Raw genomic sequence first — 26,310 nt, 5'->3', positions numbered from 1 at the left:
TTTATAACTAACAACTTAACAAAATCAACAAGAAATAGCAATTAGAAATGAAGACATTTTTTTTATTTTCTAAATTATTTGTTTACAAAAAAGAATTGAAACATTAGTATCTTCCACAATATTGCAGACTATTGTTCCAATTCTTTTTTTGTTATTTATGAACGAATTCGTTTTAAAAATTCTTGTGTTCGTGCTTCTTTTGGATGATCAAATAACTCTGTCGGTTCTCCTTCTTCGGCGATAAGGCCTTGATCCATAAAAATCACTCGATCGGAAACATCTCTAGCAAAACTCATTTCGTGCGTAACTATGACCATTGTCAGACCAGTCTCTGCTAGGTCCTGAATGGTTTTTAATACTTCACCGATCATTTCCGGGTCAAGAGCCGATGTTGGTTCATCGAAAAGCAAGACATCTGGGTTCATACAAAGAGCGCGAGCAATGGCTACTCTTTGCATTTGCCCGCCAGATAATTGAGCTGGTTTAGCAGAAACAAATTGGTCCATCCCTACATTTTTTAAATGTTTTAACGCAATTTCTTTTGCTTCTTCGGGCTTTCTCTTTAAGACCGTTGTTTGTCCGGTCGTACAATTTTCTAATACGTCCATATTGGCAAATAAATTAAATGATTGAAAGACCATGCCTAAATGTGTACGATATTCAGGCAGTTTATAACCTTTTTGTAGGACGTTTTCTCCTTTATAAAGGATTTGTCCGTCTGTCGGTTTTTCCAATAAATTAATGCAACGTAATAAGGTAGATTTTCCAGAACCGGAAGAGCCAATAATAGTTAAAACTTGTCCTTTATTTACCGTCGTTGAAATGTCTTTTAATACTTCATTTTCGCCAAAATTCTTTTTTAAATGTTTAAGTTCAATAATTGCTGACATGTGTGACCTCCTATTCGTGTCCTGTGGTGCTTTCTTCTACTTTTGTATAGGAATTGGGACTATCCATTTTCTTTTCCATAAGACGTAATAACCCGGTAGCTGCCAGAGTCATAACCAAATAAATTGCACCTACGATGGTAAAAGTTTGGAAAAAGAGTAAATTTGTTCCAGCGGCAGCTGAACCTTGGAAGAAAAGATCCCCTACACTAATAACACTTAGTACTGCTGTATCTTTGATATTAATGACAGATTCATTGCCGATTGCTGGTAAAATGTTTCGAATTGCTTGTGGTAAAATGACTTTACGCATGGTTTGTCCATGGGTCATGCCAATTGCTTGAGCGGCCTCAAATTGTCCATCATCGACTGCAAAAATCCCACCACGTACAATTTCAGACATATAAGCACCAGTATTAACAGATACAATCAATAAAGCCGCTACTGTTCGGTTCATATCGATTGAAAATAGTAGAGCGACCCCATAAAAGATAACCATTGCTTGCACCATCATAGGTGTACCACGAAAGATCTCTATATAGATACGTAAAATACCATTAGCAATTTTTTGCAGTACAGCTAAAAGAGGACTTTCCGAATCTGGTAAAGATCGAAAAATACCTATTAACAAGCCAATTATTGTTCCGGCAATTGTTGAAAAAACAGCGATGAGTAGTGTCATGCCAGCGCCCTTTAAGAAAAGCGTGCCGTATTGCGAAATAATATCGCCAAATGTTGCAAACAATCCACCACTAGATTCTTCATCATTATCACTATCACTTGAAGATGAAGGTTGATCTTCTACTGCCTGATCCATGATTTGGGTTCTCTCATCCTGCGAAATCCCACTTAAAATGTCGTTTACAGTGGATACATCAGGATCATCCTTACGCATGCCAACAGCTACCTGAACATCTTCAGGCGCGGTTTCAAAGCCTTCTCCTTCATCAAAATCGATCATCGTCAAATCGTCATTTACATTGGTTGCCGTAATCCCTTCAGGACGTTCACTTACATATCCGTCAATAATTCCAGAAGACAAAGCGACTCGCATGGCAGAAAAATCATCTTGTGCTTGTTGTTTGTCTACACCGGGAATTTGATCAATAACAGAATAATGAAAGGTATTTAGTTGGGCGGTGATTTTTGCACCATTTAAATCATCGAGTGATTTTGCGTCGGCATATTCACTATCTTTACGAGTTACAGTAACCAAATCTGATTCATAATATGGATCAGTAAAGTCAATTTCTTCCCGTCGCTCTTCGGTAGGGGACATACCAGCGACAATGCCATCAATTTTTCCAGATTTTAAAGCGGGGACTAAACCATCCCATTCGACCGGGACCACGACTAATTCCTTATCCATTCCTTCAGCGATTTGTTTAGCCATTTGGACATCATAACCACCTGCGTAGGCACTCGAATCGCCGCTTTTAGGCACGGCCTCATTTTCATCGCTGGTTTGTGTCCAATTAAAAGGCGCATAGGATGTTTCCATTCCTACTCTAAATTGATCGTCAGGCGTTTTTTCATCTGCATCTGCAGTAATTGTACCTGCAAACAACACCATAAATAAAGAAACTAATAATAGCCAATAATTTTTCCTCATACTTTCATTCTCCCTCTTTTTTTGTGCAATATATTTGAAAATACAAGCAACGCAAAGAAAAAGCAGCCGTACTCCATGATTGGAAAACGACTGCAGACAATTTGTCAACAAACTTCTCACAAAACATAGCGCACCTTAGCTTGTGCTAAGACAGTACGCAAGCTGTTTACTTACGCCCCAACGATGATTCAAAGCAATGAAAAACCGTTTCGGCCAATTTCCCTAGACCTATTTCTACATGTTGCTTCACTCCATAGGCTTAATGAAATTTGCGACCTCTACCTGTTCAAAGGTAACTTTTATTCAAATTTTGACTCGCTCTGATTTTAGAAGAAAAAAGGGTAGTTGTCAACTGAAAATCAGCTTAAACATTAAACACCTTTATAACTTATGCCGTTTTTGGATTTTTTGGTTCACGTCCCAAAATAGCTTGTATGACTGTTAACCCAATTAAAAGACCTAAAATCAAATAAATGAGACTTGAATATTGCGTAATACCCCAGCCCCAAGTATGATAAATTAACATTGTGACCCAGAGCACAACTGCTGAAAGAACATTCAAAAGTCCAAAAGCCCATAAGTTTCCATTTTCTTTACGAACAAGATAGAATATAGAAAAGTATAAACTAAGCGCTAGCCAAGCAATATTAATCAAAATAAGACCCCAATATATAAAAGCTGCTAACATAATTTTGTTCACCTCGCTTATTATTTCAATCAAAGTAATTTTATCATGTTTTATATGAATTGTCACAAAAATTGTGAACTTTTTCATCAAATTTGCTTGGTTAAAGTCCAAGACAAACGGATTTAGTTATTGTATGATATATAGAGAAATTATCATTGAAAAACTTTTAATAAGTGATTGATAGGAGGAAAAGATGCCTGAACGTAGTGAAAAAGAGAAAATGATTGCTGGAGATTTATACTTTTCGGCTGACCCAGAATTAGCTGCAGATAGGAAAGCAGGCAGGAAGAAACAGATTTTAATTAACCATGAAGATGACACCAAACGCCGCAATCAACTGGTAAAAGAAACATTCGGTAGTGTTGGCGATCATATTCATGTTGAGCAAACCATTCGTTTTGATTATGGTTATAATATATCTGTGGGCGAAAATTTTTATGCGAATTATGACTGCGTATTACTTGATATTTGCCCTATTACCATTGGTGATAATTGCATGTTGGCACCTAATGTTAAACTATATACAGCCTCCCATCCACTGCATCCTATCAAAAGAAAAAGTGGTCTGGAAGACGGAAAGCCCATTACAATAGGAAATGACGTGTGGATCGGTGGAGGCTCTGTCATAATACCGGGGGTTACTCTAGGTGATAATGTTGTTGTGGGTGCAGGCAGCGTAGTAACCAAATCTTATTCTGATAACGTAGTGATCGCTGGAAATCCAGCCAAAGTTATCAAAACAATTGAACTAGATCCAGAAGAAGCGACACCATTAGAGCAACAACAAGACATTGTTGACGCCTTAGATTGGCAAGTTGTTGAATTGTTAGAAAAAAGAATAGCAGCTGTAAGTAATATTTTACAGACAAAAACGAATGATGATACAGATTTTTTTACATCAGAACGTTATGAAAAGATATTGTCACACGTCCAAAAAGCTGTGACCAACCCTGCATATGAAGAGGTCATTCAAGAGACTTTCAAAGATCTTTTGCGGCATACGCAAGAAATGGAAGAAAAATTTAGAGATTAATATTGACATTCCTTTGGAGATACGATACATTGTTCACATTAATAAGAAAATAATATCTGTAGAGCAGGGAAGTAAATTTGGATTCTTTAAAGAGAGACTCTGGTTGGTGAGAAGAGTTAAGTATGAAAAATTGAAAATGGCCTGGGAGGATAGTATGTCGATAAGTAGGCATACTCGGAGGTTCAACCGTTAAAAAGAACACCGATCTTTCAAACATGAAATGTCGGACTAAGGGAAGGTTTAACTTCTGAACAAAAGGTGGTAACACGAATATTCGTCCTTTTACTGGCAAAGGCTGGTAAAAGGATTTTTTTATTTTCATAAGAAATAACAATGACATGGTAAGTAAATAGGCGATTTTTTTACAGAAAACTCCGACAGCTGAGAAGGAGAAAAATAGCTTATTGAAAATGGCCATCGAGTGATTCATCTTTAAGTTAATATAACAAAAAGATGACGGAGCAACCGATATTTTGCTAATGTGTACAGATATGTACAGATGAGAAGAAGCTGTTTATGCAGCTTAATTGAGGTGGTACCGCGCTTTAAGCGTCCTCAAGGAAACAAGGAATTAACTGTTTTCTTGAGGACTTTTTTTATAAGATACAAATGAGTTTTATCAATCAATGAGGAGCGGATAAAAATGATCGAATTAAAAGATATATCAGTGACTTTTCGTCAAGGGAATCGAGAAATCCCTGCTGTAAGAAATGTTGATCTTTCAGTGGATCAAGGAGATGTATATGGCATTGTTGGTTATTCGGGCGCTGGTAAAAGCACCTTGGTTCGGGTGATCAACTTATTGCAACAACCTACAGAAGGAACAGTCGAGGTAAAAGGAACAGATTATACTTCCTTACAACCAAAAGAACTGCGTGCTAAACGTAAGAAAATGGGAATGATCTTTCAACATTTTAATTTAATGAACCATCGTTCTATTTTTGATAATGTCGCTTTTTCTTTAAAATATGCTGGTGTTTCAAAAGAAGATCGTCGTCAAAAAGTAAATGAATTGTTGGATTTAGTGGGGCTATCAGCAGAAATCAATTCCTACCCCAGCCAGTTATCTGGCGGACAAAAACAACGGGTGGCAATTGCCAGATCTTTAGCAAATGACCCAGAAATTTTATTGTGTGACGAAGCTACTAGTGCATTGGATCCTAAAACTACCTTACAGATTCTAGATTTACTAAAAAAATTAAATAAGCAACTAGGACTAACTATCGTTATAATCACCCACGAAATGCAAGTTGTTAAAGAAATTTGCAATAAAGTGGCGGTCATGGAAGATGGAAAAATTATTGAACATGGAGAAAGTATTCAAATTTTTAGTAAGCCAGAACAACCGTTGACTAAAGATTTTATTCGAACAGCAACGCATATTGATCAAGCTTTAGACACTATATTAGGAAGTGCTAGTTTTTCGAAGTTGGAAGAAAATGAATGGCTAGTTGAACTTTCTTATGTAGGCGATCAGACAAGTGAACCGCTGATTGCGGAGTTATATAGCCAGTTTCAAGTCACGACTAATATTTTGTATGGGAATGTTGAAATTATTCAAGACACTCCTTTGGGAAGTTTAATTGTGACCTTATCAGGGACTTTGGAACAAAGACAAAAAGCTTATGAATATTTAGTCAATGAAGGCGTATATGTCAACGTGCTAAAACAAACCGAAGGAGGCCTTTAATATGCAAGCTATACTTGAAGAATATTTACCTAATGTTATGGAAATCCCTGATGAGTTTATTGAAGCAACGCAAGAAACCATATATATGACTGTTTATACTTCCTTAATTGCAGGTGTCTTGGGTCTGTTCTTTGGTATTTTGTTAGTTGTTACCAGACCTGGAGGGATATTAGAGCAACGTGTGTTTTTTAATATTTTAGATCAAATTGTCAATATTGTCCGTTCTATACCTTTTATTATTTTGCTAGCATTGTTGGTTACAGTCACACGTTTTATTGTAGGAACTTCCATTGGTGCGACTGCCGCTTTAGTCCCATTGATTGTCGGTGTAGTCCCTTTTTACGCACGACAAGTGGAAGTGGCTTTACTAGAAGTTGATCCTGGTGTAGTTGAAGCTGCAGAAGCAATGGGAACGAGTCCGCTAGGCATTATTTTCCGAGTATATTTACTAGAGGGACTACCTGGAATCATTCGAGTTTCGGCCTTGTCAATTATTAATGTGATTAGTTTGACTGCTATGGCAGGTGCTGTTGGTGCTGGGGGATTAGGAAACTTAGCTGTTACTAGAGGTTATAATCGCTTCCAAACAGATGTGACCTGGGTCGCTTTGATTATCATTTTGATCGTAGTGTTTATCAGTCAGGCAATTAGTAACTGGTTAATCAAAAAAGTAAGTCATTAATTTGGGAGGAATGTTAAATGAAAAAAAGAAAAAGTTTGTTAACTTTAGCTTTCGCAGGTCTTTTTATTATTGCTGGTTGCAGTAGTGGACAAGGCAACTCAGAAGCAGCAGAAAGTACTTCAGAAGATAAGACAGTTAAATTAGGTGTGATCGGCGCGGATACGGATGTTTGGGATGATGTAAAAGATCGTTTGGCAGATGAGGGAATAGATATAGAATATGTAGAGTTCACCGAGTATAGTCAGCCCAACACAGCCTTAGAAAACGGCGATATCGATCTTAATTCTTTCCAACACCAAGACTTCTTGGATAATTATAATGATGAAAGAGGATCTGATCTGGTATCTATTGGAAATACTGTGAATGCTCCTTTAGGCATCTATTCAGAAAAAATTGAAGATGTGGAAGAACTAGAAAACGGTGCGGAAGTTTCCATACCTGATGATGTAACAAATGGTGGGCGCGCTTTGAAACTTTTACAGACGGCTGATTTGATCAAACTTGATGAAGGTGCGCAAAATCCGACCGTTTCTGATATAACCGCCAATCCGAAAGACTTAGAAATTACGGAATTAGAGGCATCGCAAACCGCACGTGCGTTGGAAGATGTTGATGCGTCTGTAGTTAATAGTGGTATGGCAGTGGATGCTGGTCTTTCACCAAATGATGATGCGATTTATCTAGAACCGGTAGATGATACCTCACGTCCTTACGTGAATATTATCGCAGCAAGAAAAGAAGATGAAGACAACGAAGTCTATCAAAAAATTGTCGATGCTTACCAATCAGAAGAGACAAAAGAAGTGATTGAAGAAACGTCAAATGGTGCAGATATTCCGGCATGGGAAGAATTTGGCAGAAAATAGGAAAGAAAATTTATTTATCATTTATTTTATGACTTAGCAAGACACTATTTAGCTAGAAACAGGAAGGCAGAATAAACGGTAAATGGCTTATGTTAGCTATTTGTGATTTTAGTTTTTTGCGAACCACAATTAGAAGCTACGATTCTTTCTTTAAATGGTTTAAGGCAAATTTTAGCCAGTGAGGCAAAAAAATGGCCCCAAGATACTTAAAAGAAGGGCCATCAGTGAGACAATTGGTCCATGCTAACCTAGAGTAAGGGCCAATAGTAAGCATCTTGTCCCTTAGTTTCATTACTTTTGGTCCACTAACTTGATTTGTGGGCCTTTATCAGGGGAAGTTAGGGCCAATTCTTCCTAGAAAGAACAAAATATCTGATATTATAAAAAATTCATCAACCGCTAATTTTTATTACGGTTGATGAATTTTTTTATTCAATCACTAATACACCTTCATTTAGTGCAAATGGATTTTCTTCGTTGATATGGTCATAAAAAAGAACACCGTTTAAGTGATCAAGTTCATGTTGTACAACAACTGCTGGATAGTTTTTCAGACGAATTTTTTTCTTTTCACCTTCGGCATTATAATAACGTAAAGTAATTCTTGCTTGACGCACCACATAGCCAGGAACATCTCGATCTACTGACAAACAACCTTCACCTTCGCCTAAGCAAGCGCCTTGTACAGAGTGACTTAAAATTTTTGGATTATATAAAACATCCTTAAATTCAGGTTCTTCGACGTTAGGGTCCAAACTTGGAACTAAAACAGCGGTAATACGTTTTGAAACATTCACTTGTGGAGCAGCCAAACCAACACCACCTCGTAGTTCTAACTCTTCAGCTTTTTGGGGGTCTTGACTATTTTCTAGAAACTCCATCAGTTCATTTCCTAATTTTTTGTCTTCATCACTTAAAGGTAATGTGACTTCTTCGGCCACTTTTCGTAAAGTAGGACGACCTTCACGAATAATATCATCCATTGTGATCATTGATGACCAAACTCCTCTCAACTATATCTTCATATGTAGGTTTTCTTTGCCCAAGTGTTAGTTTAACACAAAAAAATAGTAGTGGCGTGAAAAATGTTTGTGCTAAAGTGATATGTAATCAAAAAATTTCGCGCTAACTAATTATTTTTTAGTTAGCGCTGTCTTTATTGGTTATAACGTGATAATCTAATTGTATAATAGTAAACAAGCATACCATATAAGGAGGTGGCAGCAGTGAAAATTATTGCTGTAGAGGATGCAGTAGGGATGACCTTGTGGCAAGATATGACTCAAATTATCCCTAAAGAAAAAAAGGGACCACGTTTTCGCAAAGGCCATGTTATAACCAGAGAAGATGTAGCCATATTACTAAATATGGGGAAAGCTCATATTTATGTCGGTGAAAAGCAAGTAGGGATGATTCATGAAAAAGAAGCAGCACAATATCTTTTTCAAATGTGTAATAGTGAGCATTTAGCGCCTTCTGAAATAAAAGAGGGAAAAATTGAAGCTATCGCTGAAAAACAAGGGGTTTTAACAGTTGATCAAAAACGTTTAGAGATGGTGAATGCAACTGGAAAAACGATGATTGCGACAAAGCCTAACTTTTATTCGCTGGAAAAAGGAGAAGTTGCTGCAGGTATGCGGATTATTCCACTTGTTATGGAGGAAAACAAATTAAAGGATCTAAAACAACATATCGGAAAAAGGCCTTTACTACAATTACATCCATTTACTTTTAAAAAAATTGGCATTATAACAACCGGTAGCGAAGTCTATTATAAACGTATCAAAGATGGTTTTGAGCCGGTACTAAGAAAGAAAATTACGCCTTTTCCAGCTGAGATTATCGCAACTAAAATTGTTGACGATCAACTAGAAATGATCGAACAAGCGATCAAGGAAATGAAAAATAAGGGATGCGATATCATCTTGTGCACAGGAGGAATGAGTGTTGATGCTGATGATCGTACACCGACAGCAATACAAAATACAAGTGAGCAGTTCATTTGTTATGGCACACCTGTTTTACCAGGATCTATGTTTGCTTTGTCTTATTTAGATAATGGAGCAACTGTGATGGGACTTCCAGGAGCCGTTATGTTTTCAGCCAGAACAGTCTTTGACTTAATTTTGCCGCGTGTGATGGCTGATATTAAGCTATCTTTTACAGATATTGCTTCACTTGGTTGCGGCGGTCTGTTGTAGAAAGGAAGTCTTATATGTCACCGTTTATTATATCTATGAGAACCGCAGCTGTGTCTGGTGTTATTACTTTTTTTCTAGGTATAGTCGCTGCTAAATTAGTAATTTCAATGAAAAATGACTATTGGAAAATGACGATTGATGGTATCCTGACGCTTCCTATGGTTTTGCCGCCTACGGTTGCTGGATTTTTTCTATTATATATTTTTGGTGTTCAAGGTCCTGTTGGTAGTTTTTTCTTGGAGTGCAACGGTATTAGCTGCTATTGTGATTTCATTTCCTTTAATGTATCGCTCTGCTCGGGGAGCATTAGAACAAGTGGACAAAAATTATCGTTATGCAGCACAAACACTTGGTTTATCAGAGAGTTATATATTTTTTAAGATACAGTTACCACTTGCCACACCAGGTATTCTTTCTGGAGGGATTTTATCTTTTGCTAGAGGATTGGGAGAATTTGGCGCGACAGCGATGATTGCTGGCAATATTGCAGGAAAAACTCGGACATTGCCATTGTCAATCTATTCATCGGTAGCTGCTGGAAGAATGGAAGATGCTTACCAAGAAGTAGGAATTATTGTACTCTTTTCTTTTGTAGTCGTTGTAGCAATGAATTTAATTACTTTAAAAAGTAATAAAAAAGGATTGAAGAGGAAAAAGCTATGAGTTTGGAGATTAATATTGAAAAAAAATTAAATTCCTTTATTTTAAATAGCTCTTTTTCAATGAATTCTAACCATACTGCTTTACTAGGAGCTTCAGGCTCAGGAAAAAGTATGATTTTAAAATGTATTGCCGGTATTGAAATTCCTGATAAAGGGGTAATTAAAGTAAACGGACGTACTTTATTTGATGATAAAAAAGGGATTTACATAAAACCACAAAAACGTAAAGTAGGCTATCTTTTTCAGGATTATGCTTTGTTCCCAAATTTTACTGTTCGAAAGAACATTTCCTGTGTGAAAAATAAAGGGAATAAAAAAACAAAAGTAAGGTCTCTTCTACAACGTTTTGATATAGAAGAAATTGCTGATTCTTATCCCGCAGAATTGTCTGGAGGACAAAAACAGCGAGTGGCTTTAGCTCGTTTACTGGCTAGTGAACCGGAAATATTAATGTTAGATGAACCTTTTTCAGCTTTAGATACTTTTTTAAAGGAAAAAGTAGAGATTGAAATGAAAAATTTTTTAGCTGAATTCTCAGGCGATGTTATTATGGTAACCCATAATAGAAGCGAAGCGTATCGATTATGTGAAAAGTTAGTTATTTTAGATGAAGGACAGACAATTGAAAAAGGGGATTTAAAAGAGATTTTTGAACAGCCGCAACATTTGGCAACTTCAAAACTAACAGGATGTAAAAATTTTTCCCGCATAAAGAAAATCACTGAGCATCAATTGTTTGCCTGTGATTGGGGAGTCCAGTTGAAAACTGAAAAAACAATTACAGACGATATTGGATGGGTTGGTGTGCGTGCACATGACTTTTATGATCCTTTCGACCAACAAGTAGATAATTCTTTTTCTACTACAATGATTGATACTGCTCAGACACTTTTTGAACGACAGCACTTATGTCAAAATCAAGAGGCTAAAGAAACAATTTGGTGGAAAGTTGATAAATCACAAGCACAAGCGACATTTTCAGGTAGATTGGCAGTACTGCCAGAAAATATTCAGTTGTTAAAAGCGAGGGAGTAATAAATGTATAGAGTAGCAGTTATCGTTTCAAGCGATAGTGCTTATGCGGGCAAACGTGAAGATACTAGCGGGAAAAAAATTGTTGAACTTTGTCAGCAAAAGGACTTAAAAATTAGTGAACAATTGGTGTTGCCAGATGATAAAGAACAACTGATCAAAGCCATGAAAAGAATTTGCGATCAAAAAAATGCCGATTTAATTTTGACAACAGGGGGCACAGGACTAGCGCCAAGAGATTGTATGCCAGAAGCTACGCAAGCAGTTGGACAAAGGAATGTACCGGGAATTTCTGAAGCAATGCGTAATTTTAGTATGCAGATTACCAAACGTTCAATGCTGAGTCGAGGCGTATCGGTCATACGTCATCAGACATTGATTATCAACCTACCGGGAAGTCCTAAAGCAGTAGAAGAATCATTAACTTATATTATTGATCAGCTGCCTCATGCAATCGGCTTGATACAGGATAGACAAAATGAAGCTTATAAACATTAGTCAACCAATGATAAAAAAAGAGACTGGAAAATTTTTCCAATCTCTTTTTTAGGTGTGTTAAAACGAACTTATATTTTTTGTAAATATAAAATTATTGTGCTGCAGTAAAACCATAATCTTCAAAAACTTTAACAGTTTCATCAGTTTGCAAGAATGTTAAAAAGTCCTTGGCTGTTTTTGCATTCTGGCTGTCTTCTAACTGAGCAACTGGGTAAAGGATAGGGTCTTTGATACTTTCTTCTGGTGCTTCATCAATCACGGTCACGTCAGCGGTCGTCTTGGCGTCTGTCTCATAGACTAAACCTGCATCTGCACTATTTTCAGCTACCCAATTTAATACTTGGGTCACATTAGTTCCCATACTGAAACGATCTTTGAGTGAATCCCATAAATCTAAATTAGTTAGTGATTCTTGAGCGTATTGTCCTGCCGGGACACTTTCTGGGTCCCCAATTGCGATTGTATCTGCATTTTTTAAATCAGCGAAGTCTTCCACTTCTTTAGGATTATTCTCTGGTGTGATTAAGACTAATTTATTTTCTAATAAGCCTATTTCTGAGTCTTTATCAATTAATTCTTCCGCAATTAATTCATCCATTTGCTGAGTAGCCGCTGAAAAGAAGATATCTGTGTCCATTCCTTGTTCAATTTGTGTTTGCAAATTACCAGAACTATCATAAGTACCTTCGATTTTTATGTTGTCATGTTCCTTTTCATACATGGGGATTAATTTTTCTTCAAATGCATATTCCAGGCTTGCTGCCGCAGCTAAATGAATCGTAGTATCAGCTTTTTCCTCTGTTGTGGCTGCAGTGGCATTTTTTGAGCCATTGGAATTAGCGCATCCTCCTAAAAATATTAACCCAACAGCAGCGGTTAATCCAATTTGCCATTTCTTCATTTTTGTAAATCTCCCTTATTTTGTATTCATGCTCAGTTTATCACGATGTGTATGTAAAAAATAGCGCTTTTTCGATAAAAAGTAATTATAGCTGAATTTTTTTTTATAAAAAATGTATAAAAATTTTCATGAAATTTGAAAACATTTTTCTTGCAAACTCATATCAACAGCGTACAATGACATATTGTCATATGACAGCGTGTCATAAATTCTTAGAGAAATAAAGGAGGGAACTTGTTATGCCCAATGAGACCTTTTTTAACCTCCCCAAAGAAAAACAAAAGCGGATTTTAAAAGCAGCAAAAAAAGAGTTCTCACAAAGTGCATTAAAGGATGCTTCTATTGCTAATGTCGTAAAAGAAGCAGATATTTCCAGGGGTAGTTTTTATCAATACTTTGAAGATATGGAAGATTTATATTTATATTATTTTCATTCATTAGGAAAAGATAACCATAAACAATTTCTTATTCATTTGAGACAACATCAAGGAGATTTGTTTGCTACTTTTGAAGAATTTTTTTCAAGTTGGATTCTGGAAATTTTTAAAGGTGAAAATGTGCTTTTTTATAAAAACTTGTTTACAAGTTTAGATCCTCGTGCTATCCATCGATTTATTACTTTTAATGAAGCAAATCAGCAGAAAGAACTACGGAAAACGAGTGATGCAGCGCATGAAAAAATGCAAGAAATAACAAAAGCGATGTTAAAAGAGGTTGATCAGACGAAATTAGCGGTTGTGGATGATCAACAGTTGGAATTACTCTTTCGTTTATTGATACATATTACTTTTTCAACAATTGCTGATGGTTACCATCACCATAGTGAAAATGGAAAATATGATATTCAAAAAATTAATGAAGAATTCCATTTAAAATTAAATTGGTTACAAAAAGGAACGGAAACAAACGAAAGAGGGAATCATCGATGATAAAAGTAGTAAAAAAAGCCTCTGTCATTTCTGCTTTGTTAGCAGTCGTTTTTATGGCATTTCAAGTACTTGCTGATTTATATTTACCAAATATGACATCAAATATCATTGATAATGGTGTTGCTAAAGGAGATATAGATTATATTTGGCGAATCGGCGGTATTATGATGATAATCTCCGACATAAGTATTATAGCAGCTTTTGGGAATGCTTTTTTCGCAACAAGAGAATCACAAAGATTAGGAAAAAAATTACGTACTGAAATTTATAAAAAAGCTGAGAATTTTTCAATTAATAAGTTTGGTAATTATGGTGCAGCTTCCTTAATTACTCGGACGACCAATGACGTAGAGCAAGTTCAAAGAGTGATGCAAATGTTTCTACGTTTAATGATTCAAGCGCCTATTATGTTGCTGGGCGCAAGCTTTCTAGCCTATCAAAAAGATGCACAGTTAACAAAGGTATTTTTAGTTGTCATTCCTTTAGTAATTGTTGCTGTCGGAGGGATTATGTATTTTGCTGTTCCTTTGTTTCGGAGTATGCAAAAAAAGACGGACCGTATTAATTTAATATTTCGCGAAGAATTAACAGGTGTCCGTGTGATACGGGCTTTTAACAAGGAAAACCATGAAACAGATCGTTTTGATCAAGCCAACCGTGACTTCACTCATACAGCGATTAAAGTCAACACTATTGTTGCTTTTATGATGCCTTTGATGACACTGATTATGAGTGGTACAAATATTGGAATTACTTGGTTTGGTGGTCAGTATATTGCTGACATGCAATTACAAGTGGGGAATATGATTGCTTTTATTACTTATGCTATGCAAATATTGATTAGCTTTATGATGCTTTCTATGATATTTGTTATGGTACCAAGAGCACAAGCTTCAGCTGATCGGATTAATGAAGTGTTAGAAGAAACACCTGATATAACTGATAAAAAGCAGCCGGAAGAGATTTCTTTGAGTAAAGAAGAAGCTACTTTGGCATTTGACCAAGTTAATTTTCGCTATGCAGATGCGGACAGTTTGGCCTTAGAAGATGTTAATTTTAAAGCCAAAGCTGGTCAGACCGTAGCAATTATTGGAGGCACAGGTTCTGGTAAAACAACTTTTGCCAATTTATTACCCCGCTTACATGAAGTTTCTTCAGGGACAATACGCTTAAATGATCATGATATTCGAAATATCCGTCAACATGATTTACGGGAACTTATCGGTTTTGTTCCTCAAACAGCGGTGTTATTTCGCGGAACGATTCGAGAAAATATGCGTTATGGTAATGCACAAGCTTCAGAAGAACAAATTTGGCAAGCATTAAAAATAGCACAAGCACAAGATTTTGTCGCAGAAATGCCGAATGACTTAGATAGTCATGTTGAACAAGGCGGCGGCAATTTTTCCGGGGGACAAAGACAGCGTTTGGCTATCGCACGTGCGTTGATTAAAGCAGCTGATTTGTATGTATTTGATGATTCTTTTTCAGCTTTAGACTTTAAAACGGATGCAAACTTAAGACAAGCACTTCAACAAGAAATACAGAATGCAATCAAAGTGATTGTCGCTCAACGTGTAAGCACGATTATGGATGCAGATATTATTTTAGTTTTAGAAGCAGGTAAAGTCGTGGGTAAAGGTACCCATAAAGAACTACTGGATAATAATAAAACCTATCAAGAAATTGCTTATTCGCAACTAAGAGAGGAGGATTTAAAATGAGTAAAGAACAAGAAAATGCAACAGAGCAAGAACCTACTCCTCTAAGAAGACGAAAGCCTAGGAACTTTTGGAAAACGGTTCGTCGTCTCATACGTTATTTGTCCAGTCGATCGATTGCCATTATATCTGTTTTTATCTTGGCTATTGGCGCCGTTATTTTTCAAATTCAAACGCCGAAAGTCTTAGGTCAAGCAACGACTGAGATATTTGAAGGGGTAATGGCTGGGGTTAAACAAATGCAAGCCGGTGAACAAGTGAATACACTTCCTATTGATTTTGATGCTATAGGGCGTATTTTACTAGTGGTTATTGCAATGTATTTAACTTCAGCAGTTTTTAACTTTTTACAACAATTTATCATGACACGAGTATCACAGCGTTCTGTCTATCAAATGCGTAAAGATTTGGATCAAAAAATGGACCGCCTTCCAATGTCTTACTTTGATACCCATAGTAATGGGGATATTATGTCACGTGCGGTAAATGACATGGATAATGTCGCTGGCATGTTACAGCAAAATTTAACACAATTTGTTACTAGTGTTGTAACGTTTATCGGTGTTTTAATGATGATGTTAACTATCAGTTGGCAGTTGACTTTGGTTGCTTTAGTGACTGTGCCTTTAAGTTTAATCGTGGTTACGATTATTGCACCCAAATCACAACGCTTTTTTGCTGAGCAACAAAAGCGTATGGGCCTTTTAAACGACCAAGTTGAGGAAACTTATGGGGGTCATACGGTGGTTAAGTCATTTAATCATGAAGCCGCAGACCAAGAAGTTTTTGAAAAAGAAAATCAACAATTATATGAAGCAGGTTGGAAAGCGCAATTTGTTTCGGCCATTATCATGCCTATGATGAATTTTATTAAAAATCTAGACTATGTGTTTGTTGCTATAATCGGTGGTATCAAAGTTGCCAATGGGAATATGCCTTTGGGAAATGTGCAAGCATTCTTACAATATACGAATCGGTTCTCACAACCGATTAGACAGTTATCTAATTTAGTAAATACGATACAGGTTACCATTGCTTCAGCAGAGCGTATTTTTGAAATTTTAGACGAAGAAGAGATGGTAGATCAACCGTCTAATTTACCAGCAGAAGAAAATACGCCTTATAAAGTCCGTTTTGAAGATGTCCAATTTGGTTATAGTGGTGACCAATTACTGTTTACCGGCTTTAGTTTGGACGTGAAACCAGCAGAAACTGTTGCGATTGTGGGGCCGACTGGCGCTGGAAAAACTACATTAATTAACTTGCTAGAACGTTTTTACGATGTTTCTGGTGGTAGCATTCGATATGATGGCGTAGATATTCGAGATATGTCTAAAAAAGGATTGCGTAGTAAATTATCGATGGTTTTACAAGATACCTGGTTATTTAGTGGAAGTATCTATGAAAATATCCGTTATGGTAATGATCAAGCAAGTTCTGCTGAGGTCAAAGAAGCTGCTAAGGCAGCACATGTGGATGACTTTGTCCATCAATTACCAGACGGCTATGATACAATCTTAAATGAAGATGCTAGTAATATTTCGCAAGGGCAAAAACAATTAATCACCATTGCGCGGGCCTTTTTAGCAGATCCAGAAGTTTTAATTTTGGATGAAGCGACTTCTAGCGTGGATACGCGGACAGAAACTTTGATTCAAAAAGCGATGAATCGTCTCTTAGAAAATCGTACTAGCTTTGTCGTGGCTCACCGACTTTCTACGATTCAAGGAGCAGATAATATTGTTGTTATGAACCAAGGTTCTATTGTTGAAACCGGAAATCATGACCAATTGATGGAAAAAAATGGCTTCTATGCTGATTTGTATAATAGTCAATTTTCTTCAGGAGAGTTAGCCTCATAGTTCATTTAAAAAATTCGAATGGGATTTTCTCGGCTGTAGCCGACCCTTCGAATTTTTTCTATGCGTTATCCATGCTATAATAAAGGTAGAAAAATTTGGAGGAAAAAATATGACCTTACGCGTAGAAAACTTAACAGGCGGCTATAATCAAATTCCTGTGCTAAAAGATTTAAATTTTACGATCAATGATGGAGAATTGGTTGCTTTGATCGGATTAAATGGTGCAGGCAAAAGTACGACGATTAAAGAAATTATCGGCTTACTACAGCCTCAACAAGGACGCATTGAATTAGACGGACTTACGATCAATAAAGATCCGGAAAGCTATCGGTCAAAGATTGGTTATATACCCGAATCTCCACTTTTATATGAAGAACTAACCTTAAAAGAACATTTAGAAGTTACAGCGATGGCTTATAATATTGAGGAAAAAGAAGCGTGGAAACGAGCTGAACCACTACTGAAAACCTTTCGCTTAGACCAACGTTTAGAGTGGTTTCCTGCTAATTTTTCTAAAGGAATGAAACAAAAGGTAATGATTCTATGTGCTTTTTTGGTAGAACCAAGTCTTTATATTATCGATGAGCCATTTTTAGGCTTAGATCCTTTAGCTATTCACTCATTACTGGAATTAATGCAGTCTTTTAAAGCGCAAGGTTCGTCCATTTTGATGTCTACGCATGTTTTGGCAACGGCGGAAAAATACTGCGATCGATTTATTATGCTTCATGATGGACAAATAAAAGTTCAAGGAACTCTAGGAGAATTACGTCAGAAATTTAATATGCCCCAAGCGTCATTAGATGATATCTATTTGGCGTTGACAAAGGAGGCTTAACAATGAAAGCTTTCTTTCAGGCACGCTTGAAAAAACATCAAAAGCGTATATTGCGCTATATGAAATATGTACTTAACGATCATTTTGTATTGATGATGACTTTTTTATTAGGTGGCATCGGATTTTATTATTCCAACTGGTTAAAAACACTATCTCCAGGTTATTCACTCGGTGGTTTACTTGTTTTAGTTATTTGGATTGTTTCCCTACATATGGGTCGTTTTGTGAGTTTAGCCCAACCAGCAGATCAAATTTTCTTATTACCTAAGGAAAAGCAGATGCGATCTTATTTGTCGGCGGCCTTTTCCTACAGTTGTATTTTTCCATTTGTGGTTATTCTACTAATTTTGGCTTTTACGATGCCTTTAGTCGTGGTATCTACTGGGAATTCGTTTGCGACTTTTTTCTTTTATTTACTTAGTTTATGGGGCCTTAAAATTAGTCATCTAGAAATTCAACGAATGAGTATTTTTCAGGATATGAAAAAAGCCAAAAAGAACGCTTATTTCTTATGGATTATTTTTACACTGATTATTTTGACAATTAGCATATGGTTCCAACCGATTTTGGCGACAATGATCTCTGCGATACAAATCATTTTGTTTCACAAGTTATGTTGGCAGTCGATGAATGTGGCCCTAGACTGGGAAGAAATGATTAATGAAGAACAAGATCGTCTGCATCGTATTTATCAATTCATTAACCTATTTACGGATGTACCTGAAATTGCGACTAAAATGAAACGTCGAAAATATCTTGATCCTTTATTAGCACGGATCTCTTTTTCACAAGATAATACTTATTTGTATTTATACGCTCGTCGTGTATTACGGGGTAATGAATACAGCGGCTTATATTTACGGCTAGTGATTTTAGGAGGAGTTTTACTTTATTTTGTCGCTGAGCAGTGGTTTGCTTTAGGGATCGGTGTCCTTTTTATTTATCTGATTGGTTTCCAGCTTCTTCCATTGTATCAGCAGTTTCAATATGTACCTTTAACGAAATTATACCCAGTTAAAAAAGAACAGAAACTGCTAGCTATGCAAAAATTGCTATTTTTACTTCTAATTTTTTGCGCTGTAGTATTTGCGGTTATTAGTTGGTTTTCTTTATCTGATTGGAGTGAAGGCTTAATTGCTACGTTTGCTTATCTATTAATGGTGCTTTTCTTTGTAAAATTTTATCTTCCTTATCGGCTCAAAAAAATGGATCATTAAACAATATTTTTGTAATGAAAATCGAACATACATGTGCTTGACGATATGAAATTAGCAAGCTAAAATAAGAATTACTGCGATAAAGGAGGTAAGCTTTGATGAATATGCGTATGGATAATGATTGGCAACTACGCCCCATCAAAGGGGATACGGGAAAAGCATATATTGGATTAAAAGAACAAGACAAAATATTTATCAAACGTAATACAACACCAATGCTTGCTGCTTTATCAAAAGAAGGGATTACCCCCAAGTTGATTTGGACAAAGCGAACGGGGGATGGTGATACGCTTTCGGCTCAAGAATGGTTGGAAGGGCAACTATTAGATCCTGAAGAGATCGGTCAAAGAAATGATGTCATTGATGTTCTTTATCATTTGCATCATTCAAAGTCTTTAAAAGATATGCTAAAAAAGATGGGTGGTATTATAAAGCCCCCTAAAAAAATGTTGGAAGAATATGAAGAAACTTTACCCGATACATTAGCCAAAAACCAATTTCTAGGGATGGTTGCCCAGTATCTTAAAAAAAATATTCCTAGCTTCAAATCATCAGAAAAAAGTGTTGTTCATGGCGATGTAAACTATCGTAACTGGATTGTCTGTCAAAATTATTTATATTTGGTAGATTGGGATTCTGTGATGTTTGCTGATCCAGCTGTAGATATTGGTATGATTTTAGGAAATTATTTACCTATCTCTAGTTGGAGTCAGTGGTTAATGAGCTATGGGCTGCAAAGCACCGAAGAAAACATTGAAAAGGTTTATTGGTATGCGCTACTTAGTATGCTACAAGAAATAAAGAAGTGTTATCTTCAAGGTGATTTAAAACAAATGAATGAAGAAATTTTACAATTAAAACGAATTTATACAGGATAAAGGGTGGATGTGTCTATGAGGACGACAACCACCCTTTTTAGAAGGAGTTAAGTATGAGAATTAGAAAACGACCGGGTGCTGCCGAGATGGTTGCTGATAATCCACAATTTGTTGTCCCTGATCCAAAAACATGGCGTGGACACTGGAAGGAACGCTTTGGCAATGAACAAGCGTTACATATCGAAATTGGTATGGGAAAGGGACAGTTTATTACTGAAATGGCTAAAGCTCATCCTGAGATTAATTACATCGGGATTGATTTAGAAACAACAGTAGTATCTTTTGCCTTAGATAAGGTAAAAGAAGCTGAGCTTTCCAATGTTCAGTTGCTTCATGTGGATGGATCAGCTTTGACTGAATATTTTGCTGACAATGAAATTGATTTAATTTATTTAAACTTTTCCGATCCTTGGCCTAAAAAAAGACATGCCAAAAGGCGACTTACTTCGCCTAAATTTTTAGCTGTGGATGAGAAAATTTTGCAACCAGGCGGAGAAATCCATTTTAAAACGGATAACCAAGGGATGTTTGAATACTCATTAGCCAGTTTTTCGCAATATGGCATGATCATTAAAGAGGTTTGGCTTGACTTACACGCAAGTAATTTTACTGGCAATGTCATGACTGAGTACGAAGAAAAGTTTTCACAAAAAGGGCAACCGATTTATCGTGTAGAAGTGAAATTTCCAGATAGAAATTAGCGAAATAAAAGGATTAAAAGCAATAAATCCAAGCTATTTAATTGGATGAGAACATTTTAACTGTAGTAATTCAAGATAAGCCCATTAGTTTTTTCCAATAATTTTTAAATGTAGGAACTGTTTCTAAAAGTTGACATTATAAGGTTCCCATTTTATGATTTTTATAAGGACATAGAAATGAAGGAGAGATTAAATGAGTTTAACAGATACGTATACTTTATCAAATGGTGTAAAGATTCCGGTAGTTGGTTTCGGTACTTGGCAAACACCAGATGGAGAAGTTGCTGAATCTTCTGTTTTAGCAGCTTTAAAAGCGGGTTATCGTCATATTGATACAGCAGCAATTTATGGGAATGAAGAATCTGTGGGCCGGGGTATTGCTAAAAGCGGTGTTCCTCGTGAAGAACTATTTGTCACTACTAAATTATGGAATGCAAATCATTCCTATGAATTGGCACAAAAAGCAATTGATGCCTCGTTAGAAAGACTGGGCTTAGATTATGTTGATTTGTATCTTATCCATTGGCCTAACCCAAGCGAATTTAGAGACCACTGGCAACAAGCCAATGCAGATACTTGGCGTGCCATGGAAGAAGCTGTAGATGCTGGCAAGATTCGCTCACTAGGAGTGTCGAACTTTTTAAGTCATCATATTGACGCTTTATTAGAAACAGCAAGAATAAAACCTGTGGCTAATCAAATTTTCTTAAATCCAAGTGACCAACAAGAAGATCTTGTTGCTTATAATAAAACGCATGACATTTTAAGTGAAGCATATAGTCCATTAGGAACAGGTAAGATTTTTGATGTGCCTGAATTAAATGTTTTAGCTCGTGTTTATCATAAGACAATTGCGCAAGTTGTTTTACGCTGGAGCTTACAAAAAGGGTTCTTGCCGCTGCCTAAATCTGTACATGAAAAACGTATTATCGAAAACACACAAATTTTTGATTTTGAACTAAGTGGTAAAGATATGCAAGCAATTGATGGATTAAAAGGCACTGCTGGCGTAGGGCCAGATCCTGATAATAAATAAAAGAAAAATAACTCTGCTGTTAAAAAATTAATAGTAGAGTTATTTTTTTACTTTAGACCATTCATCGATTGTTTGGCCATTATTATCTTTTAATACTAACCAGCTGTTTGTTCCACCAAAGTAAAGGAACAAGCCAACTTCATTGACACTTTTTAAAATAATATCTTCAGTCGTAATGAAATTCTGTATTTTATCTTTTTGTTCATCACGTAATTGCGTCCCCATTCGTGCACCTAAGCCTACAGAACCGTCTTTGTTTAGGGAATAAGATGGGCGTAAATGTGCTCCTTTTTTAATAAGAAATTCATTGCGTTTTTGCCAAATAACAGTAGCTTGGCTGTGAAAATCGTCAACAAAAAATTCAATTTCACTTAATGTTTTTTTCCAACGGTGCTGTGCTTTAGCAGGCATTCTTTTTTTCTGGGTGAAGGTAAAGCCAAATTTTTCTAAAAGTAAAAGCAATTTGCTTAAATAATCATACATTTCCGCTTGGCTTGGCTCATTTGTTTCTATTAGTTCTTGTAGGCTTTTTTCTTTACCTATATTAGTAAGGCACTGTTTTAAGTAATCATTATCTAATGTTTTGGGAGGGATAATTTGAATCACAGTATCTGCAGTGGGGATATTATTGAGATCGGGAGTGGCTTGAACCGTCTTGAATTTCTTATCTTTAAAAATTAGGAAAAGTCCCTTATTGATATCGTTAAGCCCACTTTTATCATAAAAAATAATCACTTTACTATCAAAATCAGTCAGCGTTATTTCAGCTTTTTTATCATCTAAAGCAAGTTCAGCATTTAAAGACATCATCGTTATCTCCTGGAATCATTTTTTCATTATTTTGTTTGTAGTATACAACATTTTCTTTATAAAAAGTAGCATAATGATTATAGAAAGCTGTGAAAGATTCTTTTTTGTTTGCTGCTTTGATTAAAGACTAGTAGACTGAAAGTATAGTAATACCAAGGAGGTATTTTGTATGGAAACTATTACTTTAAATACAGGAATAAAAATCCCTGTTGTCGGTAGCGGCACCAATACATTTGGAAAAGTAGATCACGCTTATCAAGGTGAAATTAACGATGATACTACAGAAATTCTGATGGCAATCGATGCTGGTTATCGTCATTTTGATACAGCAATTTCTTATCGTAATGAATCCGTTGTAGGAAAAGCCCTAGGAGAAAGCAAAAAGGCGCGCAGTGAGTTTTTCATTACCTCTAAAATTCCTGGAAAACAAGAATATTATGCGGATAAAGAAGCTGTAAAAAAGGGTGTTAAACAAAGCTTACAAGCACTTAATACGGCCTATATTGATTTGTATTTGATTCATCATCCTTGGGACAACTTAGTGCAAATGTTGTCCATGTGGCAAGTATTAGAAGACTATGTAGATCAAGGAAAATTAAAAGCTATCGGCGTATCTAATTTTAATGAAAAAGAATTGGGCTATTTAATAGAAAATGGACGAATAAAACCAGCCGTGAACCAAGTAGAATCTCATCCTAGAAACTGGAATGATGTAATTATTAATTATTCACTAGCACAAGAAGTTGTTCCAGAAGCCTGGGGACCTTTAACCAGAGTGAGTGATCAAGCCAAAGAAAAATTGAGTGAAATAGGCGCAAAATATAACAAAACTTGGGCACAAGTTATCCTACGTTATCAAATCGAACGTGGTGTAGTTGTTATTCCTAAATCACATAATCAAAAGCGACAAGAACAGAATCTAGAAATTTTTGACTTCAAACTTTCAGATGAAGATAAGCAATTCATTAGTGCACAATAGAAAATGTAAAAAATAGAGTTATATAAATCATTTATATAGCTTTTTTTTATAGAAGATTGCAAGGACTATATTTTTCCGCTACTATGTAATAAGTTGTGAAATTTGGAGGTAAACGATGACAATTAAAGCAATTGCAATGGATATGGATGGCACATTACTTAATGAAGGAAAAATCATAAGTAGCAAAACGAAAGCGGCCTTGCTTGAAGCACAAAGACAAGGTATTAAAGTAATCTTAGCATCAGGTAGACCCACTCCTGGTTTATTCAAGTACGCAGAAGAACTGGCAATGGAGGAATATGATGGTATCGGGCTTTCATTTAATGGTGCTCATGTACTTGATTATCAAACAAATGAGGTCTTATTTGAACAACCTTTACCATTAGAGACTTCTAAAGCTATTTTAGAACATCTAAAAAACTTTGATGTTAAACCGATGATATGCCATCAAAAATATATGTACGTTAACGATGTTTTTGACAATCAAATTCATTTTGCAAATGAAGAGATCAATATCATTGAATACGAAGCAAGAGCTGGTGGTTACAAACTTTGTGAGGTTAATGATTTAGCAGGGTTTTGTGATTTTCCTTTGCATAAAGTTCTGGTAGCAGCAGACCCTGACTATTTAAAGAAACATTATCAAGAGATGATGAGACCCTTTGAAGGCCAAGTCAGTGCACTTTTTTCAGCCCCTTTTTATTTTGAATTTACTGACTTGGGCATTACTAAAGCCAAAGCAATTGCTGCGGTTTTACCTAAGTTAAATGTAAAAAAAGAAGAGTTAATGGCATTTGGAGATGGTCAAAATGATCAAGCCATGATTGAATATGCTGGCATTGGGGTTGCAATGGATAATGCGACAACAGAACTAAAGCAAGTAGCTGATAAAATAACTTTGTCTAATAATGAAGATGGCATTGCTCATGCCTTAGAAAAGTACCTTTCTTAGTATTACTTGACTGAAATTTTTTAAAGCTAGTAAACGAGTAAATGTGTTGCTAGCTTTTTATTTAATTGACCCAAGGTTACTATGCTAAAGTAATATATAAACATAATAGAAAAGTGACTGCTGATACGGGTGTCATAGTGTATTTTTCTTTTTTACTTTGAGATATAAAGTTTGCCAGGGTCATTAATCCCAAAGCGATTGTGATTATCCACATTAGTACATAGCTAGGTAAAAAGTCTAAACCATTGAATATCTTAGCATGTTTTAGAACAATTATCGCCATGAATAAGAGGATCAAAGAACTAATCGCACTTATCGCACGTAATTTTTTAGGCAAGACTTTATAATATCCGCCTAATGTAAACTCAGCAAAAGGAAAACCGAGTGTCAGTAATTCCTGAAAAATTGCCAAAGATACAAAGAGGATTGCGACAACGATTGCAGATAGGGTAACCAAATTGTTTTCCATGATATCACCTCTTTTACAATACTTTAATTTTAAAAAACCAAGCGAGCTATTTGAACTCGCTTGGTTTTTTATTCCTCTTCATTATAAGTTCTTTTATTTTCTACATCTGTGCGTACGATTAAAACATCGCATGAAGCGTTACGTGTGACGTATTCTGAAACAGAGCCGATAAATAGACGTTCAACTGCATTTAGCCCTGTTGCTCCTAAAATAATTAAATCAACGTCTTTATCTTGCGGAATTTGTTTAGCAATAATTAACTTAGGCGAACCATATTCGATTACAGTTTCGACTTGTTCAACACCACTGTTTTTGGCGTTTTCTCTATAATCACTCAAAGATTGTTTTGCTAATTCAGTCGCTTGATCTGCTAACATTGAATCAAAGGAGTTTACATCTTGGAATGCTCTTGTGTCAATCACATGTACTAACAATAAGCTTGCTTCATTCCGCTTTGCAATATTAACTGCTTTTTGAAATGCTAGTTCTGCTTCATTGGACCCATCAACAGCGACCATAATTTTTTGATATTGTTGTAACATCACACCACGACCTTCCATTTATTTCTAATTTTATTATACCTTTTTTTGCCCAAAAAATAAAAACTTAATGCATTTATGACATCTTTTTAGCGAGTAAGAAACTAAAAATTCCTGAAATGACTAACATAAAACATAAAAAAGTGATCGCCCACTCTAATTGGTTAAAAAAACCGACAAGTAAACATATCATACCTAGAAAAATAAATATTACACCAAAAGTTGATAGGAATGTTTTGTTTTGCGAATTTTTAGTGATTAAGGAAAAAAAGATTGTCTGTTTTATACATAATATGACCCCCATAGCGACTAAAATTATCGCCATGATAGATAGTAAAGTAGTGATCATCTAATACTCCTAACATGTGAATTTGACTAAATTATAAGGGAAGAGACAGAAAAGAGCAACTCACACATAGAAGTATTTAAATTGTTTTTTTGCAAAAAGTAATTCTGTTTATCTTCTTTTTATAATATAATAACTGTCCTGAATGATTTATAAATTTTTCCCAGGATCATTCAATCCTTGGCATGTGCTTTTTTCTAAAGGTTGAGTTGCTTCACCTTCTGGGTGTACAAAAAGAACGCACTTCGTGTTATTGTAAAGTCAACGAAACATAACAATAA

At 35.8% G+C, this 26,310-nt stretch carries 27 protein-coding genes, 1 riboswitch and 2 other annotated features; of the genes, 18 read left to right on the top strand and 9 right to left on the bottom strand.

Annotated features, from left to right (window positions below; translation table 11 throughout):
* Nucleotides 1–155: 155 nt before the first annotated feature.
* The 3 genes from AC806_RS09900 to AC806_RS09890 all read right to left on the bottom strand — a co-directional run bounded on the left by AC806_RS09900 (nt 156) and on the right by AC806_RS09890 (nt 3,187).
* Nucleotides 156–890: an amino acid ABC transporter ATP-binding protein gene (locus tag AC806_RS09900; RefSeq protein ID WP_061840747.1), complete on the bottom strand. Its 735-nt coding sequence runs from the start codon at nt 888–890 to the stop codon at nt 156–158.
* Between the two features lie 10 nt (nt 891–900).
* The gene (locus AC806_RS09895; protein WP_061840746.1) at nt 901–2,499 is read right to left on the bottom strand and encodes an ABC transporter permease subunit; all 1,599 of its coding nucleotides are present in this window, start codon (nt 2,497–2,499) and stop codon (nt 901–903) included.
* A 118-nt stretch (nt 2,500–2,617) separates the two neighbouring features.
* Nucleotides 2,618–2,788, bottom strand: a riboswitch (Lysine riboswitch).
* A 99-nt stretch (nt 2,789–2,887) separates the two neighbouring features.
* Nucleotides 2,888–3,187 (bottom strand): hypothetical protein, encoded by a 300-nt coding sequence (locus AC806_RS09890; RefSeq protein WP_061840745.1) that lies wholly within the window; start codon nt 3,185–3,187, stop codon nt 2,888–2,890.
* A gap of 193 nt (nt 3,188–3,380) precedes the next feature.
* On the opposite strand from AC806_RS09890, the gene AC806_RS09885 reads away from it, so the two are divergent.
* The 4 genes from AC806_RS09885 (at nt 3,381) to AC806_RS09870 (ending at nt 7,458) form a co-directional block, all read left to right on the top strand.
* Nucleotides 3,381–4,220 (top strand): maltose acetyltransferase domain-containing protein, encoded by an 840-nt coding sequence (locus tag AC806_RS09885; RefSeq protein WP_061840744.1) that lies wholly within the window; start codon nt 3,381–3,383, stop codon nt 4,218–4,220.
* Nucleotides 4,221–4,270: 50 nt separating this feature from the next.
* Nucleotides 4,271–4,505 (top strand) — a binding site (T-box leader).
* Nucleotides 4,506–4,544: 39 nt separating this feature from the next.
* Nucleotides 4,545–4,780, top strand: a binding site (T-box leader).
* 83 nt (nt 4,781–4,863) lie between these two features.
* Nucleotides 4,864–5,910, top strand: a complete 1,047-nt coding sequence (locus AC806_RS09880) for a methionine ABC transporter ATP-binding protein (RefSeq protein ID WP_069029252.1) — start codon at nt 4,864–4,866, stop codon at nt 5,908–5,910.
* A gap of 1 nt (nt 5,911) precedes the next feature.
* Nucleotides 5,912–6,592, top strand: a complete 681-nt coding sequence (locus AC806_RS09875) for a methionine ABC transporter permease (RefSeq protein ID WP_061840742.1) — start codon at nt 5,912–5,914, stop codon at nt 6,590–6,592.
* Between the two features lie 17 nt (nt 6,593–6,609).
* Nucleotides 6,610–7,458 (top strand): MetQ/NlpA family ABC transporter substrate-binding protein, encoded by an 849-nt coding sequence (locus AC806_RS09870; RefSeq protein WP_061840741.1) that lies wholly within the window; start codon nt 6,610–6,612, stop codon nt 7,456–7,458.
* A 428-nt stretch (nt 7,459–7,886) separates the two neighbouring features.
* Here AC806_RS09870 and def read toward each other — a convergent pair whose 3' ends face one another.
* A complete protein-coding gene (def, locus tag AC806_RS09865) occupies nt 7,887–8,450 on the bottom strand; it encodes a peptide deformylase (RefSeq protein ID WP_014125545.1) in 564 nt (187 codons plus the stop codon).
* Between the two features lie 234 nt (nt 8,451–8,684).
* Between def and AC806_RS09860 the strand changes: the two genes are divergently transcribed.
* The 4 genes from AC806_RS09860 (at nt 8,685) to AC806_RS09845 (ending at nt 11,851) form a co-directional block, all read left to right on the top strand.
* Complete coding sequence (locus AC806_RS09860) at nt 8,685–9,659, top strand: molybdopterin-binding protein (RefSeq protein WP_069029251.1); 975 nt, start codon at nt 8,685–8,687, stop codon at nt 9,657–9,659.
* Nucleotides 9,660–9,881: 222 nt separating this feature from the next.
* Entirely contained in the window at nt 9,882–10,322 is a 441-nt protein-coding gene (locus AC806_RS09855; RefSeq protein ID WP_231960491.1) for a molybdate ABC transporter permease subunit, read from the top strand.
* The gene (locus AC806_RS09850; protein ID WP_061840738.1) at nt 10,319–11,356 is read left to right on the top strand and encodes a sulfate/molybdate ABC transporter ATP-binding protein; all 1,038 of its coding nucleotides are present in this window, start codon (nt 10,319–10,321) and stop codon (nt 11,354–11,356) included. The genes AC806_RS09855 and AC806_RS09850 overlap by 4 nt, the downstream gene beginning before the upstream one ends.
* A gap of 3 nt (nt 11,357–11,359) precedes the next feature.
* On the top strand, nt 11,360–11,851 hold the full coding sequence (locus AC806_RS09845; protein ID WP_014125540.1) for a MogA/MoaB family molybdenum cofactor biosynthesis protein: 492 nt from the start codon (nt 11,360–11,362) through the stop codon (nt 11,849–11,851).
* Between the two features lie 91 nt (nt 11,852–11,942).
* Here AC806_RS09845 and modA read toward each other — a convergent pair whose 3' ends face one another.
* Nucleotides 11,943–12,752, bottom strand: a complete 810-nt coding sequence (modA, locus tag AC806_RS09840; RefSeq protein WP_069029250.1) for a molybdate ABC transporter substrate-binding protein — start codon at nt 12,750–12,752, stop codon at nt 11,943–11,945.
* 239 nt (nt 12,753–12,991) lie between these two features.
* On the opposite strand from modA, the gene AC806_RS09835 reads away from it, so the two are divergent.
* The 8 genes from AC806_RS09835 to AC806_RS09800 all read left to right on the top strand — a co-directional run bounded on the left by AC806_RS09835 (nt 12,992) and on the right by AC806_RS09800 (nt 21,934).
* Nucleotides 12,992–13,681, top strand: coding sequence for a TetR/AcrR family transcriptional regulator (locus tag AC806_RS09835; RefSeq protein WP_069029249.1), 690 nt, complete (start codon nt 12,992–12,994; stop codon nt 13,679–13,681).
* The gene (locus tag AC806_RS09830; RefSeq protein WP_069029248.1) at nt 13,678–15,405 is read left to right on the top strand and encodes an ABC transporter ATP-binding protein; all 1,728 of its coding nucleotides are present in this window, start codon (nt 13,678–13,680) and stop codon (nt 15,403–15,405) included. Before AC806_RS09835 ends, AC806_RS09830 begins: the two co-directional genes overlap by 4 nt.
* Nucleotides 15,402–17,264, top strand: a complete 1,863-nt coding sequence (locus AC806_RS09825) for an ABC transporter ATP-binding protein (protein WP_061840733.1) — start codon at nt 15,402–15,404, stop codon at nt 17,262–17,264. Before AC806_RS09830 ends, AC806_RS09825 begins: the two co-directional genes overlap by 4 nt.
* A 109-nt stretch (nt 17,265–17,373) precedes the next feature.
* Nucleotides 17,374–18,102: an ABC transporter ATP-binding protein gene (locus AC806_RS09820; protein ID WP_061840732.1), complete on the top strand. Its 729-nt coding sequence runs from the start codon at nt 17,374–17,376 to the stop codon at nt 18,100–18,102.
* 2 nt (nt 18,103–18,104) lie between these two features.
* Nucleotides 18,105–19,319, top strand: a complete 1,215-nt coding sequence (locus AC806_RS09815; protein WP_061840731.1) for an ABC transporter permease — start codon at nt 18,105–18,107, stop codon at nt 19,317–19,319.
* A 98-nt stretch (nt 19,320–19,417) separates the two neighbouring features.
* On the top strand, nt 19,418–20,197 hold the full coding sequence (locus tag AC806_RS09810) for a phosphotransferase family protein (RefSeq protein ID WP_069029247.1): 780 nt from the start codon (nt 19,418–19,420) through the stop codon (nt 20,195–20,197).
* Nucleotides 20,198–20,250: 53 nt separating this feature from the next.
* Nucleotides 20,251–20,898, top strand: a complete 648-nt coding sequence (gene trmB / locus AC806_RS09805; RefSeq protein ID WP_069029246.1) for a tRNA (guanosine(46)-N7)-methyltransferase TrmB — start codon at nt 20,251–20,253, stop codon at nt 20,896–20,898.
* Between the two features lie 193 nt (nt 20,899–21,091).
* Complete coding sequence (locus AC806_RS09800) at nt 21,092–21,934, top strand: aldo/keto reductase (RefSeq protein ID WP_069029245.1); 843 nt, start codon at nt 21,092–21,094, stop codon at nt 21,932–21,934.
* A 39-nt stretch (nt 21,935–21,973) separates the two neighbouring features.
* On the opposite strand, the gene AC806_RS09795 is transcribed toward AC806_RS09800, so the two are convergent.
* Nucleotides 21,974–22,744, bottom strand: a complete 771-nt coding sequence (locus tag AC806_RS09795; RefSeq protein ID WP_156768854.1) for a hypothetical protein — start codon at nt 22,742–22,744, stop codon at nt 21,974–21,976.
* 169 nt (nt 22,745–22,913) lie between these two features.
* Between AC806_RS09795 and AC806_RS09790 the strand changes: the two genes are divergently transcribed.
* On the top strand, nt 22,914–23,723 hold the full coding sequence (locus AC806_RS09790) for an aldo/keto reductase family protein (RefSeq protein WP_069029243.1): 810 nt from the start codon (nt 22,914–22,916) through the stop codon (nt 23,721–23,723).
* A 115-nt stretch (nt 23,724–23,838) separates the two neighbouring features.
* Complete coding sequence (locus tag AC806_RS09785) at nt 23,839–24,675, top strand: Cof-type HAD-IIB family hydrolase (RefSeq protein ID WP_069029242.1); 837 nt, start codon at nt 23,839–23,841, stop codon at nt 24,673–24,675.
* 79 nt (nt 24,676–24,754) lie between these two features.
* On the opposite strand, the gene AC806_RS09780 is transcribed toward AC806_RS09785, so the two are convergent.
* The 3 genes from AC806_RS09780 to AC806_RS09770 all read right to left on the bottom strand — a co-directional run bounded on the left by AC806_RS09780 (nt 24,755) and on the right by AC806_RS09770 (nt 26,032).
* Nucleotides 24,755–25,144 carry a hypothetical protein gene (locus AC806_RS09780; protein WP_069029241.1) on the bottom strand — a complete coding sequence of 130 codons (390 nt, stop codon included), beginning with the start codon at nt 25,142–25,144 and terminating at the stop codon, nt 24,755–24,757.
* A 68-nt stretch (nt 25,145–25,212) separates the two neighbouring features.
* Entirely contained in the window at nt 25,213–25,686 is a 474-nt protein-coding gene (locus AC806_RS09775) for a universal stress protein (protein ID WP_061840752.1), read from the bottom strand.
* 73 nt (nt 25,687–25,759) lie between these two features.
* Nucleotides 25,760–26,032 carry a hypothetical protein gene (locus AC806_RS09770; protein ID WP_061840724.1) on the bottom strand — a complete coding sequence of 91 codons (273 nt, stop codon included), beginning with the start codon at nt 26,030–26,032 and terminating at the stop codon, nt 25,760–25,762.
* Between the last annotated feature and the right edge of the window lie 278 nt (nt 26,033–26,310).

Origin of the sequence: Tetragenococcus halophilus, assembly GCF_001712815.1 — a bacterium.
In the GTDB taxonomy this organism is placed as follows: Bacteria; Bacillota; Bacilli; order Lactobacillales; family Enterococcaceae; genus Tetragenococcus; species Tetragenococcus halophilus.
The sequence above is the reverse complement of the archived record's forward strand: the minus strand, read 5'-3'. Positions and strand labels throughout refer to the sequence as shown.

Excerpts from the sequence above, each read along its gene's own strand:
- trmB (WP_069029246.1), top strand. The coding sequence starts at position 20,251 with ATGAGAATTAGAAAACGACCGGGTGCTGCCGAGATGGTTGCTGATAAT.
- def (WP_014125545.1), bottom strand. The coding sequence starts at position 8,450 with ATGATCACAATGGATGATATTATTCGTGAAGGTCGTCCTACTTTACGA.
- AC806_RS09770 (WP_061840724.1), bottom strand. The coding sequence starts at position 26,032 with ATGATCACTACTTTACTATCTATCATGGCGATAATTTTAGTCGCTATG.
- AC806_RS09820 (WP_061840732.1), top strand. The coding sequence starts at position 17,374 with ATGACCTTACGCGTAGAAAACTTAACAGGCGGCTATAATCAAATTCCT.
- AC806_RS09815 (WP_061840731.1), top strand. The coding sequence starts at position 18,105 with ATGAAAGCTTTCTTTCAGGCACGCTTGAAAAAACATCAAAAGCGTATA.
- AC806_RS09785 (WP_069029242.1), top strand. The coding sequence starts at position 23,839 with ATGACAATTAAAGCAATTGCAATGGATATGGATGGCACATTACTTAAT.
- AC806_RS09830 (WP_069029248.1), top strand. The coding sequence starts at position 13,678 with ATGATAAAAGTAGTAAAAAAAGCCTCTGTCATTTCTGCTTTGTTAGCA.
- AC806_RS09900 (WP_061840747.1), bottom strand. The coding sequence starts at position 890 with ATGTCAGCAATTATTGAACTTAAACATTTAAAAAAGAATTTTGGCGAA.
- AC806_RS09800 (WP_069029245.1), top strand. The coding sequence starts at position 21,092 with ATGAGTTTAACAGATACGTATACTTTATCAAATGGTGTAAAGATTCCG.
- AC806_RS09810 (WP_069029247.1), top strand. The coding sequence starts at position 19,418 with ATGAATATGCGTATGGATAATGATTGGCAACTACGCCCCATCAAAGGG.
- AC806_RS09870 (WP_061840741.1), top strand. The coding sequence starts at position 6,610 with ATGAAAAAAAGAAAAAGTTTGTTAACTTTAGCTTTCGCAGGTCTTTTT.
- AC806_RS09850 (WP_061840738.1), top strand. The coding sequence starts at position 10,319 with ATGAGTTTGGAGATTAATATTGAAAAAAAATTAAATTCCTTTATTTTA.
- AC806_RS09795 (WP_156768854.1), bottom strand. The coding sequence starts at position 22,744 with ATGATGTCTTTAAATGCTGAACTTGCTTTAGATGATAAAAAAGCTGAA.
- AC806_RS09895 (WP_061840746.1), bottom strand. The coding sequence starts at position 2,499 with ATGAGGAAAAATTATTGGCTATTATTAGTTTCTTTATTTATGGTGTTG.
- AC806_RS09885 (WP_061840744.1), top strand. The coding sequence starts at position 3,381 with ATGCCTGAACGTAGTGAAAAAGAGAAAATGATTGCTGGAGATTTATAC.
- AC806_RS09835 (WP_069029249.1), top strand. The coding sequence starts at position 12,992 with ATGCCCAATGAGACCTTTTTTAACCTCCCCAAAGAAAAACAAAAGCGG.
- AC806_RS09880 (WP_069029252.1), top strand. The coding sequence starts at position 4,864 with ATGATCGAATTAAAAGATATATCAGTGACTTTTCGTCAAGGGAATCGA.
- AC806_RS09775 (WP_061840752.1), bottom strand. The coding sequence starts at position 25,686 with ATGTTACAACAATATCAAAAAATTATGGTCGCTGTTGATGGGTCCAAT.
- AC806_RS09875 (WP_061840742.1), top strand. The coding sequence starts at position 5,912 with ATGCAAGCTATACTTGAAGAATATTTACCTAATGTTATGGAAATCCCT.
- AC806_RS09825 (WP_061840733.1), top strand. The coding sequence starts at position 15,402 with ATGAGTAAAGAACAAGAAAATGCAACAGAGCAAGAACCTACTCCTCTA.
- AC806_RS09845 (WP_014125540.1), top strand. The coding sequence starts at position 11,360 with ATGTATAGAGTAGCAGTTATCGTTTCAAGCGATAGTGCTTATGCGGGC.
- modA (WP_069029250.1), bottom strand. The coding sequence starts at position 12,752 with ATGAAGAAATGGCAAATTGGATTAACCGCTGCTGTTGGGTTAATATTT.
- AC806_RS09790 (WP_069029243.1), top strand. The coding sequence starts at position 22,914 with ATGGAAACTATTACTTTAAATACAGGAATAAAAATCCCTGTTGTCGGT.
- AC806_RS09780 (WP_069029241.1), bottom strand. The coding sequence starts at position 25,144 with ATGGAAAACAATTTGGTTACCCTATCTGCAATCGTTGTCGCAATCCTC.
- AC806_RS09890 (WP_061840745.1), bottom strand. The coding sequence starts at position 3,187 with ATGTTAGCAGCTTTTATATATTGGGGTCTTATTTTGATTAATATTGCT.